Source organism: Variovorax sp. Soil_C_39, from assembly GCF_057656815.1.
In genome coordinates, this window is sequence record NZ_JBDGJQ010000003.1 from 13,463 (window position 1) to 29,540 (window position 16,078).

Consider the following 16,078-nt stretch of genomic DNA (forward strand, 5'->3'; position numbering starts at 1 on the left):
GAGCAGGTTCAGATCGACAAGGGTGTCACTCCTCCGCGCCATCACTTCGATGCGTCTCCTCGGCGCTCTGCGTTATCACCCTTGGCGCCGATCGGCGTGCGGCGCCTCGCGGTGAGCGCATACATTCAAAATGTATCAGAATGTATGGCATTCGTACGGATTGGAGAGGGATATGTAGCAGTCCCACGACGATATATTTCGCAGGGAGCGGATTTTTCTTCGCGGCAGATGCACACGAATCCGCACGACGGCGTTGCGATTGCGCCATGTCATACCACCCCAGTCTCGCGCTGGCGGCAAAACTCTGCCCGCTACGAGCCTGCGCATTTAAAAGAAGCGCAGTGCCCGGAGCTGAGTTCGCTCGTCAGGGCGATCGGTCCACTGCGGCGAACAGCTGCTCGCCCGACTTGTGAGTCTGGGGGCAGCCGCCGGACTTCGGCAGCTTGGTGCTCACGCGCATGTGCAGCGCGTATGGCGCTTTGAGCCCAAAGCGGACAAGAACGGCGCTGTCGGTCAGATCGCTCGGTTCCCTGGGTGCTACCAGAAATTGGATGGAAGGTGGCTGCTGGGCATGCCCATCACAGCAGAGTTCGCAGAGCCGATCCGCAATGCCGCCACACCGACTCTGGGCCCCCAACTGGTCTCCTCAAGGTCCAGTTCGCCTTTACACCAGAGATCCGTAGGCTAGGGCCTGTTAACACAAACGCAAGCCATCAGCGATGAGAGCGAAGCTGATGAAGGCGGTGAACATGACGTCGAGCTTCTCGAATCGGGAGAAGATGCGCCGATAGCCCTTGAGCCGACGGAACAAGCGCTCGACTTCATTGCGGCGCTTGTACATGGCGCGGTCGTATTCCCACGGCTCGACGCGAGTGCGCAATGGCGGGACGACCGGAATAAAGCCCAAGTCGAGCGCAAGCTGCCGAGTCTCGTTGCCCTCATAGGCGCGATCCATGAGCAGATGCAGCGGCCGATTCGGCGCGCCCAAGCGCCTGAGCAACTCGCGACCTTCGGGTGCATCGTGCGCTTGACCCGGCGACAACGAGAACGTTACGGCCGTGCGCGCGTCCGCGGCGAGAAGGTGGATCTTGGTGTTCCATCCGCCGCGGGACTTGCCGATAGCTTGCGGACCGTTTTTTTTAGAGCGCCTGTGCCATCGGGATGCACCTTGACGCTGGTGCTGTCCAACGACACGGCTTCGATCTTGATCTGCACCACCTGCGCGAGCTGTAGCTGCGCGAAGGCTCTGTCCAAGACGCCAGACTTGGCCCAGCGATTCATGCGCGTGTAGATGGTGTGCCAGTTGCCGAACCGCTTGGGCAGGCCTCGCCACTTGCACCCATGCTCGGCGACGTACAAGATGGCATTGAGTACCTGCAAGTTCGACAAGCTGACATTGCCTCGCTGAGTCGGCAAGCAGTCCTCGATCTGCTCAAACTGAGCTCGTGTGATCTCCATGCCGCCAATGTCGCCTGAACACGCGATGCGCGCAATTAGTGTTAACAGGCCCTAGGCGCCGTTCATCGAGGGCCCTGATGATCGGATGAGAAGCGCCAGAGGCGACAGAATGCGCTTTCGAAGGCCCGCCGGCATTCCTCTCGGGATAGCGGTTTACTGAGGATGGGGAAATAGACTGTCGGCAATGATGGTGCAGTTCATCAAGGCAGCGGGAGTTCCGCCGTTGCTCATGGTGCAACTTGAGATGTTGGCCGCACGCGCGTAGCCCCAGGCGGAATCAGCCCAGCTGACCCCTTGGTTGGCGGTGTTCTGGGCGTTTTGGGCAACTTGGCCTGCCCAGTTCGCTGAGCTTTGGGCGTTGTCCGCCGCCTGCCGCGCGTTTGTTGCGCGCCACTGTGCATCGTTAGCTGTGCCCTGGGCGGCGTGGGCCGTGCCTTGCGCGGTGGCGATGCGGTTGTAAATGTCGGCTTGATTGATCGGGGCGGCCGCGATCTGTTGGCCGCCAACCGAACTTGCGACGTCAAAGGTCTGCGCTTGCGCGCTGAGAGCGAGGGTGACGGCCAATGCGCCGCCGGCCCATGAATTCATCTTCATCTAGAGGTTCCTTTCGAGTTGGTGACCGCCCGCAGGCCCGAAAGGAGGTTGTGTTGCGCCGAGTAGATGAGTCGGCTGAGCCTGAAGGCGGTCGACTCTGAGTCTGGGCGATGCCCAAAAAAAATGTGCCACTGAAACACGCAAACGTTGGCGCTTCGAACTGCAATTTGACGCGTACTCGTATGCGGGGGGCGATCGCTCGGGCACACCTTCCCCGAGCTCGTCAGCGCTACGCTAGCTTTTGCGCCAGCTTTGAGGCTTCAACGTGCGTATATCGCTTGAGCATTTGCATCGAGCGGTGGCCCGTCATTGACGCCACCTCAAATGGATTGAGACCCATGTTGAAGAGCCGTGAGGTGGCTTCGTGGCGGAACGTGTGAAAGCGGACCCCGACAAGGAAACTGGCGTCAGGCTCGACCTTGCGCTCTTCGCACTCGCGCAGATAGAGGTCGCGCGCCTTCGCGCGGCAACGCGCCCATGTCTTCTCGAAGCTGTCCGACCTTGCCCAATGAAATACGCGTCCCAGCTTGTCGCGTTCCTTGAGCGCTTGGCGTAGAGCGTAGCTACCGCTGGCCGGATCAGCCTCGGCAACGGCATCATCTGCCTGTGTTGTCACCACGGCTAAATGGGCGGCATTCGCCTTCTTCTTCGGTTTCAACTCCTGCAGAGCCTCGACGGCTTTCGAGGATAAGGCAACGGTGCGGCTGTATCCGTTCTTTGTTTCGACCAGGTGCGCGGTGCGCTGCTGCAGATCGATGTTTTTCCACTCCAGGCCCAGCAACTCGCCAAGGCGCATTGAGGTTTCCACGGCCAAGGTGATGATCTGCGGCACGCCGTAGCTTGCGGCCGAAGCGCGCAGCAGCCAGTCGAGCTCTAGGTCACTCACTCTGCGCTCTAGCGGCTTTGAACGTGACGGCATGCGGACATTGCGCACGGGATTCACATCTAAGGGAACGGACCACTCCTTCATGCAGTGCGCAAGGATCGCGCTCAGCGTATTGAGCTCGTGAAGCACGGTTTGTTGTGTGACAGTCCGGACGGGCGCAGCGCCGTCAGTATGCCGACGCTTGAGGCGAGCCTTGTCTCCATCTCCCTCGTTGTCTCGCGCCTTTGGTGCGGCAGCGGTTCTGCCCGGCACCTTTGCCGGCTCTTTCAGCCGGCGATCGCGAAACGCCGCAATATCGACAGACCGAATCTGACCGACTGGCTTGCGCAGTTCGGGCGCGGCTAGGAGTGTGGCGATGCGATATGACTCGTTCACGCCCGATCGCTTGGTAGGAGTGACTTCCTTCAGGTATTTCCCGGCGTAGTGAGCGAAAGATTCATCGGCGAGTTTGGCGTCTCGCCAGGTGCCGCGCTCCATTCCGACTTCGACCTCGCGTGCCCATCGTTCGGCATCCGCCTTGAGCATGAAGGTCTTCGACTGGCCGGGGTAGCCCTTCTTCCGAACTCTCGCGCGCCACTGAAGTTCGCCGCGCTTCTCGATGATCGCCATGCCTATTTCCGTTGTTCATGATCTGTGCTGGGTGGAATTGTCCCAAAACTGTCCCAAGAAATCAAAGAAGAATACGAGTGCTAGGATTCATGCGGCCTGCAGCGCGATCGTCTAGGTGGCTTGTAAGCGGAAGGTCGTCAGTTCGATTCCGACAAGCGGCACCATCTTCAAAGCCCGGTAGCGCCCCACAAGGCGCCTCGGGCTTTTTCTTGTTGCGCTGATGCCCATCCACAAAAACAGGCCATCCGCTCGCTGCCGTTTCGCATCTGAAAAAGCTGCCCGTTGCCGCCGCGTCGCGTTGCCCGATGCGGCGCAAGGCATGACCGCCAGGTAACGATCATGAGGCATCGCGGCCGTAGCCCGTGGCTCTGCGTGGTTTAGGTCACGAATTCGGAAAGAAACGGCGGTCGCGTCCTGCGCGTGTGCAGAACCATCATGCGGCCTAGTGACGGCAAATGGGAATCGTCACCCGCTTTGCCGCTATTTGAGAGCGTGGAAATAGCGACCGTCCGGAAGAGCAAATGGCGGATCAGTCCATCGATATGGCATTGGATGAATAAAGAACATCCAAGCCTTTGCGCAATTGCAGTCCGGAGCGTTCACCCTCAACAACAAGAAGGTCCAATGAAAGATCGGTGGGTGGCCGATCCGCAGCGCGTCGATTACCGGGATCAAGGTGCCGATGGTCGACGCTCTGGTCACGGCGTTGAGCGTGCTCGACGCCATGACGTCGCACACTCTGCGCCGGCCGCCGCGACCGCCGGCTCACACCGCGCCGACGCTGCCCGTCACCGGCAGCACGATGCCGGTGATGTAGCCCGCGCAGCTCGGCGCGGCCAGGAACACGTAGGCCGGCGAGAGTTCCTCGGGCTGCGCCGGGCGTTGCATGTCGGTGGCCTTGCCGAAGTCCTTGATTTTTTCGGGCGGGCTGTCGGCCGGGTTCAGCGGTGTCCACACCGGCCCCGGCGCCACCGCGTTCACGCGGATGCCCTTGGGCAGCAGGTTGCTCGCGAGCGACTTGGTGAAGGCGTGGATCGCGCCCTTGGTGGTCGAATAGTCGAGCAGGTGGGCGCTGCCCTCGAGGCCCGTGACCGAGCCGGTGTTGATGATCGATGCGCCCTGGCCGAGGTGCGGCACTGCGGCGCGCACCATCTGGAAGTAGCCGAAGACGTTGGTGCGCAGCGTCATCTCGAAGCGCTCGTCGGTGATGTCCTCGATCGACTCGGCATGCAGCTGGAAGGCCGCGTTGTTCACCAGGATGTCGAGCTTGCCGAAGGCATCGACCGTCTGCGCGACCGCCTCGCGGCAGAACGCCGGGTCGCAGACATCGCCCCGAATGAGGGTGCAGCGCGTGCCTTCGGCTTCGACATGGCGCCGCGTTTCCTCGGCGTCCTCGTCCTCGTCGAGGTAGGCGATCGCCACGTCGGCACCCTCGCGGGCATAGAGCACCGCAACCGCCCGCCCGATGCCCGAGTCGCCGCCGGTGATCAGCGCGGCCATGCCCTCGAGCTTGCCGCTGCCCTTGTAGTCGGGCGCCTCGAAGCGCGGCTGCAGCGCAAGGTCCGCCTCGTTGCCGGGCTTCTTCAGGTGCTGCGCCGGCATCGGGTTGGCCGGCTGGGCGCGTTCGCCCATCTGGGCCGGCCGACTCGGCTTCTTGGCCGTGGGCTTGGCCTTGTCCTTGGCGTCTTGTGCCTGCTGGACCGCACGTTGCCGGGCGGCGGTGGAGCCGGCAGATTTCGCGGCGGATCTCCTGGCGGGGGCGGTGGTCGTCTTCATGGTGCGGGAACTCCTGCTTCGGAGATGCCACGCTAGTGCCGCGGCGGGGCGCCCGCGTAGGAATGCGTCTCGAATGCGCGCCCGTCGTGTCGCGCGACTGCACTTCGCCTGCATCGAACGACGACGCGCGCCTACGCCGGTGGACGCGCGGTTTGCGCATCTTGCAAGCTCTCGACTCCGGAGCACGGGCGATGGCGCCTGACAAGAACGACACGAACCCGCACACCACCGCACACCGCAAGAACGGTCGCCACGGGCATCCAACGATCCAGGACCTGACGCATCGCAACATCGAGGCGATCCTGGCGCTCGAAGAAGACAGCCGCCGGTCCAAGCCGCCGCTCTACCGGCTGGTCTCCCGCGTGGCGCGCTTCTGCGGCACGGTGGCCTTCCTGTGGTGGAACCTGGCATTCTTCGCCGTCTGGATCGCGCTCAACCAATGGGTCTGGCCTGTCGACCCGTATCCGTTCACCTTCCTGCTTTTCATGGTTTCGATCGAGGCGATCGTGCTTGCGATCCTGATCCTCATCAGCCAGAACATGTCGGCCGAAGAAAGCGAGCGGCGGCACCACCTCGACCTGCAGATCGACCTGCTGAACGAGCGCGAGATGACCGCGCTGCTGCGCCTCGTCACCCGCATGGCCGAGAAGATGGAACTGCCACCCGAAAGCCACGGCGAGGTCCGAGCGCTGACGGAGCGCATCGACCCCGGCAAGGTGCTGCACCAGATCGTCGAAGCCGAATCAATTCATCGCAACCGCGGTTGAGCGCGGCTCAAGGGAGTTCGGCAGCTTCGACGAGAAATCGCACGCGACGCACGCCCTGCCATTCGTCGGCATCGAGCCGGAACGCGAGCGTCACGCGCGGCGGCAGCGGCTCGGTGCGGCCGAACCAGATGCCGTCGACGGGCTGGCCCTGGTGGCGCAGCTTGAGCGCGAGGTGCTTCTCGCCGACGAGCCGCTGCGACACCACCTCGACCTCTTCGCTGAACGTGGGCGGCGCAAAGCCCTGGCCCCACACCTCGCGGTGCAGCGTGTCGACGAGGTCGATGCGCATGTACTCGCGCGCCAGCGGGCCGTCGGTGTCGATGCGGCGGGTCAGCGTGGCGGCATCGAGCCATTCGTGCGCCACTTCGGCCAGCGCGCGCTCGAACACCTCGAACCGGTCGCGCGCCACCGTGCAGCCGGCCGCCATCGCATGCCCGCCGAACCGCAGCAGCACGCCCGGGTGGCGCTTGGCCACGAGGTCGAGCGCATCGCGCAGGTGAAAGCCCGGGATCGAGCGCCCCGAGCCCTTGAGCTCGTGTTCCTTGCCGGGCGCGCCGCTCGCCGCGAAGACGAAGGTCGGCCGGTGGAAGCGGTCCTTGATGCGTGAAGCCACGATGCCGACCACGCCCTCGTGGAAGTCGGCGCCGAACACGCTGATCGCGGCGGGCGTGGTCTCGGCGCCTTCGACGTCGGCACCGAACAGCGATTCGGCGAGCAGCAGCGCCTGCTCGCGCATGCCGCCCTCGATGTCGCGGCGCTCGCGGTTGATGCCGTCGAGCAGCCGCGCGAGCTCGTCGGCGCGGGCTGCATCGTCGGTCAGCAGGCATTCGATGCCGAGCGTCATGTCCGCGAGCCGTCCGGCCGCGTTGATGCGCGGGCCCAGCGCGAAGCCGAAGTCGAAGGTGGTGGCCGCCGGCGCGTTGCGCCCCGCCGCCCTGAACAGCGCCGCGATGCCCGCGGGCATCGCGCCGGCCCGGATGCGCCGCAGCCCCTGCGCCACCAGGCGCCGGTTGTTGGCATCGAGCTTGACCACGTCGGCCACGGTGCCGAGCGCGACCAGCGGCAGCAGCACGTCGAGCTTGGGCTGCGTGGCCGCCGTGAAGATGCCGCGCGCGCGCAGCTCGGAGCGCAGCGCGAGCAGCACGTAGAACATCACGCCGACACCGGCGATGCTCTTGCTCTCGAAGGCGCAGGCGGGTTGGTTCGGGTTCACCAGCACGTCGGCCGCCGGCAGTTCGGGGCCGGGCAGGTGGTGGTCGGTCACCAGCACCTGCAGGCCGCGCGCCTTGGCCGCGGCCACGCCTTCGACGCTCGCGATGCCGTTGTCGACCGTGATGAGCACGTCGGCGCCGCTCGCGGCCACGCGTTCGGCGATGGGAGGCGTGAGGCCGTAGCCGTCGACCACGCGGTCGGGAACGAGGTAGCCCACGTGCTGCGCGCCGAGCAGTCGCAGGCCGCGCACCGCCACGGCGCAGGCGGTGGCGCCGTCGCAGTCGTAATCGGCCACGATGCAAAGGCGCTTGCCCTGGTTCATCGCATCGGCGAGCAGCACCGCCGCCTCTCGCGTGCCGTGCAGCGTGTCGGGCGGCAGAAGGCGCGCCAGGCCGTCGTCGAGCTCGTCGCCCGCCAGCACGCCGCGCGCGGCAAAGAGGCGCGCCAGCAGCGGGTGCACGCCGGCCTGTTCGAGCGCCCAGGCGCTGCGCGGTGGAATGTCCCTGGCGATGATCTTCATAGGGCCTCGAGCACCGTGGCGGCCTGGGCACGTTCGAACAGGCGCCGGGCCCAGCCGAGCAGGCCGCGCTGCTGCTGCACGCCGTAGCGCTGCGCTGCGCGGTCGCCGCACAGCGTGAGCGTGACGTTCGTGCCCGCGGTGTACGCCGTCAGCAGGTCGGCCACGGCGCCGGCGTCGAGCGCCTGCCAGGCCTCGGCCCAGCCGGGCCCGTCGTCGCGCAACGCGGGCACGCGCAGCGCCTCGCTGACCTCGGGCGGCGGCGAGGCGACCGTGGTGTCCGGCGGCAGCGCCCCGGTGCCGCTGAGCCAGAAGGAGTTGATCGCGGGCACGCCGCGCGCGGCGCGCTCGTCGTTCACGCGTTGGGTGTAGAGCAGCATCTGCATTTCGTTCTGCAGCCGGCGCAGCGGCCGGGCCGCGTCGGCGAGCGGCGACCATTGAGAGATCGGATGGCCCACCGCGCGGTCGATCGAGGCCGTGGGCAGCTCGTCGAAGATGCGCCCGCGCGCCAGCCAGCGGCCCGGCGTGTGCGACGCATGCAGCGCAATGCCGTCCTCCTCGAAGAAGGGGCGGGCGGCCTCGAGCAGCGCCGCCGACTCGGCCGCGTCGATCTCGATGGCGGCCGGGTCGCCGAGCACCACGTCGTCGATGCCGACTTGCCAATGGCACAGCGACAGCCGCGCCCAGGCTTCGCGGTCGTGCGGCTCGGCAATGCCGGCCTGCCGCGCTTCGAGCGCCGCCCAGGGAATGCAGCCGTCGTCGGACGCGATGCCCAGCGCCCGCGCCAGCGCCCTTTCGTGGGGCGGGGAGCGCGTGCTTTCGTCCTGCGGGTCGGTGTCGACCAGCGTGAGGCGTGACAGCAGCGATTCGAGGTTCGGCAGCCTCAGCGCGGGCAGGGCCGCGCGGCATGCGGGGGAACCGCGGCCGGCGAAGGGGATCAACAGGTGTCGTGGGGGGGCTTCGGCCATCCGGCTATTGTCCGGGATGCCACAATCTCGGCGCGCGCAACGCGCCTTGGACCACTGAACTTATGCGACTTCCCTATGAACTGCAGCTCGGCTGGCGCTACACGCGCGCAGGCCGGGCCACGCGGCGCAACGGCTTCATCTCCTTCATCTCGGGCGTGTCGATGCTCGGCATTGCGCTCGGCGTGGCGGCGCTGATCATCGTGCTCAGCGTGATGAACGGCTTCCAGAAAGAGGTGCGCGACCGCATGCTCGGCGTGGTCTCGCACATCGAGATCCTGTCGCGCGACGGCCAGGCCCTGCCCGACCTCGACGCGATCATGGCCGCGGCGCGCCAGAACCCCGAGGTGATCGGTGCCGCGCCCTTCATCGCCACGCAGGCGCTCATCGCGCGCGGCGAGGACATGAAGGGCACGCTGGTGCGCGGCATCGTGCCGGCGCTCGAGCCCGAGGTGACCGACATCGCCACCACCGCGCAGAAGGGCACGCTCGACAAACTGGTGCCGGGCGAGTTCGGCATCGTGCTCGGCGGCGAGCTCGCACGCGCGCTGTTCGTGCAACCCGGCGACCAGGTCACGCTGGTGGCACCGGGCGGGCAGGTCACGCCGGCCGGCGTGGTGCCGCGGCTCAAGCAGTTCACCGTGGTCGGTACCTTCGATTCGGGTCACTACGAATACGACTCGGCGCTCGCCATGATCCACGCGGAGGACGCGCAGCGCGTGTTCCGGCTCGAGGGCCCGAGCGGCATCCGCATCAAGCTCAAGGACCTGAACGAAGCGCGCGACGTGGCCGACCAGATGGCAGTCACGCTGCCGGGCCAGTTCCTCATCCGCGACTGGACGCGGCAGAACAAGACCTGGTTCGCGGCCGTGCAGGTCGAGAAACGCATGATGTTCATCATCCTCACGCTGATCGTGGCAGTGGCCGCGTTCAACCTGGTCTCCACGCTGGTGATGACGGTGACCGACAAGCGCGCCGACATCGCGATCCTGCGCACGCTCGGCAGCTCGCCGCGCAGCATCATGGGCATCTTCGTGGTGCAGGGGGCCATGGTCGGCGTGATCGGCACCGTGGCCGGGCTCGCGCTTGGCCTCGGCATTGCCTACAACATCGACGTGATCGTGCCCTTTCTCGAACAGTTGTTCCAGGCCAGCTTCCTGCCGAAGGACATCTACCTGATCAGCAAGATGCCGAGCGATCCGCAGCGCAGCGACATCATGCCGATCGCCATCATCTCGCTGGTGCTGGCGTTTCTTGCCACGCTGTACCCCAGCTACCGCGCGAGCCGCGTGAATCCCGCCGAGGCCCTGCGCTATGAGTGAACTCGCCCCTACCGCCGCCGGCAATGACGTGGTGCTCAAGGCCCGCGGCCTCACCAAGCGCTTCCACGAAGGCCGCATCGACCTGACCGTGCTGCACGGCGTCGACCTCGACGTGCACGCGGGCGAGACGCTCGCGATCGTCGGCGCTTCCGGATCGGGCAAGAGCACGCTGCTGCACCTGATGGGCGGCCTGGACGAACCCACCAGCGGCAAGGTCGAGCTGCTCGGCAAGGACATCGCCCATGCCGATGCGGCCGAGCAGGGGCGCCTGCGCAACCGGCACCTGGGCTTCGTCTATCAGTTCCATCATCTGCTGCCCGAGTTCAGCGCGCTCGACAACGTGGCGATGCCGCTCAAGATCCGGCGCGCCGAATCGTCGGAGGCCGCCGCTGCGGCCGCGAAGATCCTCGACAGCGTGGGCCTGGGCCAGCGCCTGCACCACCGTCCGGCCGAGCTGTCGGGCGGCGAGCGCCAGCGCGTCGCGATCGCGCGCGCACTGGTCACGCAGCCCGCCTGCGTGCTGGCCGACGAGCCCACCGGCAACCTCGACCGCAGCACCGCCGACACGGTGTTCGCGCTGATGCTCGAGCTCGCGCACAAGCACCGGACCGCCTTCGTCATGGTCACGCACGACCAGGATCTCGCGCGCCGCTGCGACCGCGTGCTGCAACTCGTGGCGGGGCGCCTGGCCGGCTGATTCTTTCGTGCAGGGACATCGGCGGCGCTGATGCACGTCATCAATGCGCCGCGCACCAGGATGGGCTCATCGATCCGGCAAAATGCACGGTCCGCACAGGGTTGTGCACCGTTTTGGAATTGGATTGATTGGAATGAAGCACGCATCCGTCGAGGACTTTCTCGCCCACGTCGCCCAGCGCAACCCCGGGGAGCCCGAGTACCTGCAGGCCGTGACCGAGGTCATGGAGAGCCTCTGGCCCTACATCGCGCAGCACCCGAAGTACACGGCGCACGGCCTGCTCGAGCGGCTGGTCGAGCCCGAGCGCGTGATCGTGTTCCGCGTGTGCTGGGTCGATGACCATGGCGAGGTCCGCGTGAACCGGGGCTTTCGCATCCAGCACAGCCTCGCGATCGGCCCCTACAAGGGGGGCTTGCGCTTCCATCCGTCGGTCAACCTGTCGATCCTCAAGTTTCTCGCTTTCGAGCAGACCTTGAAGAACGCGCTCACGACGCTGCCCATGGGCGGCGGCAAGGGTGGCGCCGACTTCGACCCCAAGGGCAAGAGCCAGGGCGAGGTGATGCGCTTCTGCCAGGCCTTTGCCGCCGAACTGTTCCGCCACGTCGGCGCCGACACCGACGTGCCGGCCGGCGACGTGGGCGTGGGCGGCCGCGAGATCGGCTTCATGGCCGGCATGGTCAAGAAGCTGACCAACCGCGCCGACTGCGTCTTCACCGGCAAGGGCCTGAGCTACGGCGGATCGCTGGTCCGGCCCGAAGCCACCGGCTACGGCAACGTCTACTTCGCCCAGGAGATGCTCAAGCGCAAGGGCCGTTCGTTCGACGGCCTGCGCGTCAGCGTCTCGGGCGCGGGCAACGTGGCCCAGTACACCATCGAGAAGGCCATGGCGCTCGGCGCCAAGGTCGTCACCGTGTCCGACTCGAGCGGCACCGTGGTCGACGAGGACGGCTTCACACCCGAGAAGCTCGCCGTGCTGATGGAGGTGAAGAACCACCTCTACGGCCGCGTCAGCGACTACGCCGAACGCACCGGCACCCGCTTCATCGCTGGTGCGACGCCGTGGCATGTGCCGGTCGACGTGGCGCTGCCGAGCGCGACCCAGAACGAGCTCAACGCCGACGATGCGGCGCTGCTGGTGAAGAACGGAGTGGTCTGCGTGGCCGAGGGTGCCAACATGCCCTCGACCATGGCGGCGGTGAAGGTGTTCGAGGCCAACGACGTGCTCTATGCACCCGGCAAGGCGAGCAATGCGGGCGGCGTGGCCACCTCGGGCCTGGAGATGAGCCAGAACGCCTCGCGCCTGGCGTGGACGCGCGACGAGGTCGATGCACGGCTGCTGCAGATCATGCAGGGCATCCATGCGTCGTGCCTGCAGTACGGCGAGCGCGCCGACGGCCGTGTGAGCTATGTCGACGGCGCCAATGTTGCGGGCTTTGTGCGCGTGGCCGACGCGATGCTGGCGCAGGGCGTAATCTAAGGCCGACGCCATTCATCTCACCGGAGCGAAAGCCATGTTTTCACTGGACACCGACGACGACACCACGCCTGCGGCCACGGCCGAGCCGCGCAATTCCTACCTCGAGGAAAAAGCCTTCAAATCGCGCACGCTGCTGATCTTCGGCGGCATCACCGATTCGGTGGCCGCCGACGTCACGCGCAGGCTCATCGCGCTCGATGCCGACAGCACCGACAAGCCCATCGACATCCTCGTGAGCTCGCCCGGCGGGCACCTCGAATCGGGCGATGCGATCCACGACATCGTGCGCTTCATCAGTGCGCCGGTGAACATGATCGGCACCGGCTGGGTCGGCAGCGCCGCCACGCACCTGTTCCTTGCCGCCCCACGCGAGCGCCGCGTGTGCCTGCCCAACACCCGCTTCCTGATCCACCAGCCGAGCGGCGGCGCGGGCGGGCAGGCGACCGACATCGCGATCCAGGCGCAGGAGATCATCAAGGCCCGGCATCGCATCGCGCACGAGATCGCGCGCGAGACCGGCAAGCCGATCGAGGTCGTGATGACCGACATCGAACGCGACCGCTGGCTGTCGGCCGAGGAAGCGGTCGAGTACGGGCTGGTGTCGCGCATCATCCAGCGCAAGACCGAGCTGCACGGCTGAAAGAAGCCGGCGGTCTTCTTCAGCCCTTCGGCTTGTACGCCACCACGTCGATCTCGACCTTCGCATCGATCATCAGCCGCGCCTCGGTGGTCGAGCGCGCGGGCTTGTTCTCGCCGAAGTAGCTCATGTAGACGCGGTTGAAGGCACCGAAGTCGCGCGCGTCGTGCAGCCAGACGGTGCTCTTGCACACGTCGTCGAGCGTGGCGCCGGCCAGCGCCAGCACCTTCTTGAGGTTTTCCATCACCTGGCGCGTCTGCGCCTCGATGCCGCCCGCGACGATCTCGCCGTCGGCGTTGGCGGGCACCTGGCCCGAGACATAGATGAAGTCGCCGGCGCGCACGGCCGGGGAAAAAGGGCGGGCCTGGCGGTCGGAGGCGACGGGCGGGGCGCCGAGGTATTCGAGGGGCATGCGTGAACTCCTGCAGGGGTCGGTGGAAAGAAAAATCGCAGGCCGCAGTATCCAACCAATCTGAAAATCTATTTCATCAAACGTGAAAAGAAAGGGTTTTCACGGATGAATAGGCATGAACACTGCTTCAAAGTGCGGGAAAGAAAGAAAATTTCTTTCAAAACCTGTCCGTCCACGAAGGAGTTTCCATGCCCCACGCCGGTCTTTCCGCAGCCCGCCTGCCGCGCCCGATGCCGTCCCGGCGCAGCCTGCTCGGCGCTTCACTGCTGCTTGCGCTGCTCTGCGCGCTGCCCCACACGCCGGCCAACGCGCAAGGGCCGCGCAACCACGCCACGCTGGCGATGGTGGCCGAGCCGCAGACGCTCGATCCGATGGCGTCGACCGCGGACCTGGTCGGAACCATCATGCAGCACGTCTACGAGACGCTCTACACCTTCGACGGCAAGTGGAACGTGGTGCCGATGCTCGCCGAGGCCATGCCGAAGATCTCGGCCGACGGCAAGACCTACGCCATTACCTTGCGCAAAGGGGTGATGCTGCACAGCGGCCGCGAGCTCAACGCCGACGACGTGGTGGCGAGCCTGCAGCGCTGGATGGACCAGTCGCCGCGCGGCAAGGCCGTCGGCAAGGAGATCGAGAGCCTCAAGGCCAAGGGCCCGCTCAATGTCGAGATCGTGCTCAAGGCGCCGTATGCGCCGCTGCTGTCGCAATTCGCGCTGCCGAGCGGCATGGCGGCGATCATGGCCAAGGACTCGATCACCTCGCCGCTCAAGGACTTCGTCGGCACCGGCCCCTTCCGGTTCAAGGAGCGCCGGCCCGACCAGTTCGTGCTGCTCACGCGCTTCGACAAGTACAGCGCGCGCAAGGAGCCCGCGAGCGGCTACGGTGGCAAGCGCGAGGCCGCGATCGAGGAGCTGCGCTTCGTGCCCGTGCCCAATGCCAGCACGCGCGTCGAGGGTGCGCTGGCGGGCCAGTACGACTATGCCGACCTGCTGCCGGTCGAGGCGCTGCCGCGGCTCGAGAAGTCGGGCGGCAAGACCGTGCCGATCATGACGCCCGCGTTCGGCTTTCCGTACCTGGTGCTCAACACCAAGGAGGGCGTGGCCGCCAACCAGGCGGTGCGCCAGGCGATCCAGTCGGCGCTCGGCGAAGGCGAGATGCTCGCGGCCGGCTTCGGCGACACGCGCTTCTTCGTGGCGGAAGGCAATCACTTCCCGAAGGGCTCGCCGTTCTATTCGACGGAAGGCACCGCACGCTACAACGAGCGCAACGCACCCAAGGCCAAGGAGGCCGCGGCCAAGGCCGGCTACAAGGGCGAGCCGATCCGCGTGCTCACGAGCCGCCAGTACGACTTCCACTACAACATGTCGCTCCTGATGGCCGAGCAGCTCAAGCGCGCGGGCTTCAAGGTCGACCTCAACGTGGTCGACTGGGCCACGCTGGTGCAGCGCCGCAACGACCCCAAGCTCTGGGACATCTACGTCACGCATTCGGGCCAGTTCCCCGAGCCAATGCTCTCGCCCCCGCAACTCGGCGACGGCGCACCCGGCTGGTGGGACACGCCCGCCAAGAAGGCCGCGCTCACCGCCTTCAACACCGAGAGCGACCCGGCCAAGCGTGCCGCGCTGTGGGGCAAGGTGCAGCAGGTGGTCTACGAAGAAGTGCCGTACATCAACGTCGGCAAGTTCAACGGCCTCTCCGCGAAGAGCCCGGCGCTCGACAACTACCAGCCCGCGACCTGGCCGTTCTTCTGGAACGCCCGGATCAAGTAGGCGCCCTCGGCATCCGACGCGACCCTCCCTCCAATGATCCGCTACATCGCCTCCCGCGCCGCCGGCATGCTGGTCGTGCTTGCCATCGTCGCGGTGCTCGTCTTCGTGCTCACGCGCGCCGCCTCGGGCGACCCGGTCTCGGTGCTGCTGGGCGACCAGGCCACCGCGGCGGACATCGCGCGCGTGCAGAAGGACTACGGCCTCGACAAGCCCCTGCCGGTGCAGTTCGGCTACTGGCTGCGCGAAGTGCTGCAGGGCAACCTCGGCACCTCGATCTTCCTGCAACGCCCGGTGGCACAGGCGCTCTGGGAGCGGGCCGAGCCGACCACGCTGCTCGCGCTGATGGCGGTGGCGATCGCGGCGTCGATCGGCGTGCCCTGCGGCATCGTCTCGGCGGTGTTCCGCGGCCGCATGGTCGACCAGCTCTTCACCGGCATCGCGATGCTCGGCGCGAGCATCCCGAGCTTCTGGCTCGGCATCGTGATGATCCAGGTGTTCGCGGTCTCGTTCGGCTGGTTCCCGGTCTCGGGCTACGGCGCGCCCGATGCGCCGCTCGCCGAACGCCTGCATGCGCTGGTGCTGCCGGCAGCGGTGCTGGGCCTGCTGAACTCGGCGCTCATCATCCGCTTCACGCGCGCCTCGATGCTCGACGTGCTCGGCGAGGACTACGTGCGCACCGCGCGCTCCAAGGGGCTCAGCGAAAGCGTGGTCGTGCTCAAGCATGCGCTGCGCAACGCGCTGGTGCCGATCGTCACGGTGATCGGCCTCACGGTCGCGCTGATGATCGGCGGCGCCGTCGTCACCGAAACCGTGTTCGGCCTGCCGGGCGTGGGCAACCTGGTGGTGAACGCCGTGCTGCGGCGCGACTACCCGGTGATCCAGGGTGCGCTGCTCGTGATTGCCGCGATCTACGTGCTCATCAATTTCTCGATCGACCTGCTGTATGCAGTGGTCGATCCGCGCGTGAAGGTCTGAAC

General features: G+C 66.4%; 14 protein-coding genes and 1 pseudogene. 7 read left to right on the plus strand and 8 right to left on the minus strand.

All coding sequences use genetic code 11. From position 1 onward, the window contains the following. Positions 1–694: 694 nt before the first annotated feature. The 5 genes and pseudogenes from AC3A6J_RS07880 to AC3A6J_RS07900 all read right to left on the minus strand — a co-directional run bounded on the left by AC3A6J_RS07880 (position 695) and on the right by AC3A6J_RS07900 (position 5,323). Positions 695–1,339 (minus strand): IS5 family transposase, encoded by a 645-nt coding sequence (locus AC3A6J_RS07880; protein WP_487859369.1) that lies wholly within the window; start codon positions 1,337–1,339, stop codon positions 695–697. Continuing rightward, a pseudogene (locus AC3A6J_RS07885) lies at positions 1,303–1,458 on the minus strand (transposase); the annotation flags it as partial. The gene AC3A6J_RS07880 and the pseudogene AC3A6J_RS07885, both read right to left, overlap by 37 nt. 153 nt (positions 1,459–1,611) lie before the next feature. Beyond that, positions 1,612–2,052: a hypothetical protein gene (locus tag AC3A6J_RS07890; protein WP_487859370.1), complete on the minus strand. Its 441-nt coding sequence runs from the start codon at positions 2,050–2,052 to the stop codon at positions 1,612–1,614. A gap of 229 nt (positions 2,053–2,281) precedes the next feature. Next, positions 2,282–3,547, minus strand: coding sequence for a site-specific integrase (locus AC3A6J_RS07895; RefSeq protein WP_487859371.1), 1,266 nt, complete (start codon positions 3,545–3,547; stop codon positions 2,282–2,284). Between the two features lie 765 nt (positions 3,548–4,312). Then, positions 4,313–5,323 carry an SDR family oxidoreductase gene (locus AC3A6J_RS07900; RefSeq protein WP_487859372.1) on the minus strand — a complete coding sequence of 337 codons (1,011 nt, stop codon included), beginning with the start codon at positions 5,321–5,323 and terminating at the stop codon, positions 4,313–4,315. 191 nt (positions 5,324–5,514) lie between these two features. Here AC3A6J_RS07900 and AC3A6J_RS07905 point away from each other — a divergent pair, with 191 nt between their 5' ends. Further along, positions 5,515–6,090: a DUF1003 domain-containing protein gene (locus tag AC3A6J_RS07905; protein WP_487859373.1), complete on the plus strand. Its 576-nt coding sequence runs from the start codon at positions 5,515–5,517 to the stop codon at positions 6,088–6,090. Between the two features lie 7 nt (positions 6,091–6,097). On the opposite strand, the gene recJ is transcribed toward AC3A6J_RS07905, so the two are convergent. Together recJ and AC3A6J_RS07915 are read right to left on the minus strand one after the other, a co-directional pair. After that, positions 6,098–7,822: a single-stranded-DNA-specific exonuclease RecJ gene (gene recJ, locus AC3A6J_RS07910; RefSeq protein WP_487859374.1), complete on the minus strand. Its 1,725-nt coding sequence runs from the start codon at positions 7,820–7,822 to the stop codon at positions 6,098–6,100. Then, positions 7,819–8,787, minus strand: coding sequence for a hypothetical protein (locus AC3A6J_RS07915; protein WP_487859375.1), 969 nt, complete (start codon positions 8,785–8,787; stop codon positions 7,819–7,821). The genes recJ and AC3A6J_RS07915 overlap by 4 nt, the downstream gene beginning before the upstream one ends. 62 nt (positions 8,788–8,849) lie before the next feature. Between AC3A6J_RS07915 and AC3A6J_RS07920 the strand changes: the two genes are divergently transcribed. The 4 genes from AC3A6J_RS07920 to AC3A6J_RS07935 all read left to right on the plus strand — a co-directional run bounded on the left by AC3A6J_RS07920 (position 8,850) and on the right by AC3A6J_RS07935 (position 12,920). Continuing rightward, positions 8,850–10,106 carry a lipoprotein-releasing ABC transporter permease subunit gene (locus AC3A6J_RS07920; protein ID WP_487859376.1) on the plus strand — a complete coding sequence of 419 codons (1,257 nt, stop codon included), beginning with the start codon at positions 8,850–8,852 and terminating at the stop codon, positions 10,104–10,106. Continuing rightward, positions 10,099–10,803, plus strand: a complete 705-nt coding sequence (gene lolD, locus AC3A6J_RS07925) for a lipoprotein-releasing ABC transporter ATP-binding protein LolD (RefSeq protein WP_487859377.1) — start codon at positions 10,099–10,101, stop codon at positions 10,801–10,803. Before AC3A6J_RS07920 ends, lolD begins: the two co-directional genes overlap by 8 nt. 133 nt (positions 10,804–10,936) lie before the next feature. Then, positions 10,937–12,280, plus strand: coding sequence for an NADP-specific glutamate dehydrogenase (gene gdhA, locus AC3A6J_RS07930; protein ID WP_487859378.1), 1,344 nt, complete (start codon positions 10,937–10,939; stop codon positions 12,278–12,280). 34 nt (positions 12,281–12,314) lie between these two features. Next, positions 12,315–12,920, plus strand: coding sequence for an ATP-dependent Clp protease proteolytic subunit (locus tag AC3A6J_RS07935; RefSeq protein ID WP_487859379.1), 606 nt, complete (start codon positions 12,315–12,317; stop codon positions 12,918–12,920). Between the two features lie 19 nt (positions 12,921–12,939). On the opposite strand, the gene AC3A6J_RS07940 is transcribed toward AC3A6J_RS07935, so the two are convergent. After that, the gene (locus AC3A6J_RS07940) at positions 12,940–13,329 is read right to left on the minus strand and encodes a RidA family protein (RefSeq protein WP_487859380.1); all 390 of its coding nucleotides are present in this window, start codon (positions 13,327–13,329) and stop codon (positions 12,940–12,942) included. A gap of 188 nt (positions 13,330–13,517) precedes the next feature. On the opposite strand from AC3A6J_RS07940, the gene AC3A6J_RS07945 reads away from it, so the two are divergent. Continuing rightward, entirely contained in the window at positions 13,518–15,101 is a 1,584-nt protein-coding gene (locus tag AC3A6J_RS07945) for an ABC transporter substrate-binding protein (protein ID WP_487859381.1), read from the plus strand. 33 nt (positions 15,102–15,134) lie between these two features. After that, positions 15,135–16,076 carry an ABC transporter permease gene (locus tag AC3A6J_RS07950; protein WP_487859382.1) on the plus strand — a complete coding sequence of 314 codons (942 nt, stop codon included), beginning with the start codon at positions 15,135–15,137 and terminating at the stop codon, positions 16,074–16,076. Positions 16,077–16,078 lie beyond the last annotated feature (2 nt).

Coding starts and splice junctions, on each gene's coding strand:
- AC3A6J_RS07895 (WP_487859371.1), bottom strand. CDS start 3,547: ATGGCGATCATCGAGAAGCGCGGCGAACTTCAGTGGCGCGCGAGAGTT.
- AC3A6J_RS07940 (WP_487859380.1), bottom strand. CDS start 13,329: ATGCCCCTCGAATACCTCGGCGCCCCGCCCGTCGCCTCCGACCGCCAG.
- AC3A6J_RS07935 (WP_487859379.1), top strand. CDS start 12,315: ATGTTTTCACTGGACACCGACGACGACACCACGCCTGCGGCCACGGCC.
- AC3A6J_RS07905 (WP_487859373.1), top strand. CDS start 5,515: ATGGCGCCTGACAAGAACGACACGAACCCGCACACCACCGCACACCGC.
- lolD (WP_487859377.1), top strand. CDS start 10,099: ATGAGTGAACTCGCCCCTACCGCCGCCGGCAATGACGTGGTGCTCAAG.
- gdhA (WP_487859378.1), top strand. CDS start 10,937: ATGAAGCACGCATCCGTCGAGGACTTTCTCGCCCACGTCGCCCAGCGC.
- AC3A6J_RS07950 (WP_487859382.1), top strand. CDS start 15,135: ATGATCCGCTACATCGCCTCCCGCGCCGCCGGCATGCTGGTCGTGCTT.
- AC3A6J_RS07900 (WP_487859372.1), bottom strand. CDS start 5,323: ATGAAGACGACCACCGCCCCCGCCAGGAGATCCGCCGCGAAATCTGCC.
- AC3A6J_RS07920 (WP_487859376.1), top strand. CDS start 8,850: ATGCGACTTCCCTATGAACTGCAGCTCGGCTGGCGCTACACGCGCGCA.
- AC3A6J_RS07945 (WP_487859381.1), top strand. CDS start 13,518: ATGCCCCACGCCGGTCTTTCCGCAGCCCGCCTGCCGCGCCCGATGCCG.
- AC3A6J_RS07915 (WP_487859375.1), bottom strand. CDS start 8,787: ATGGCCGAAGCCCCCCCACGACACCTGTTGATCCCCTTCGCCGGCCGC.
- recJ (WP_487859374.1), bottom strand. CDS start 7,822: ATGAAGATCATCGCCAGGGACATTCCACCGCGCAGCGCCTGGGCGCTC.
- AC3A6J_RS07890 (WP_487859370.1), bottom strand. CDS start 2,052: ATGAAGATGAATTCATGGGCCGGCGGCGCATTGGCCGTCACCCTCGCT.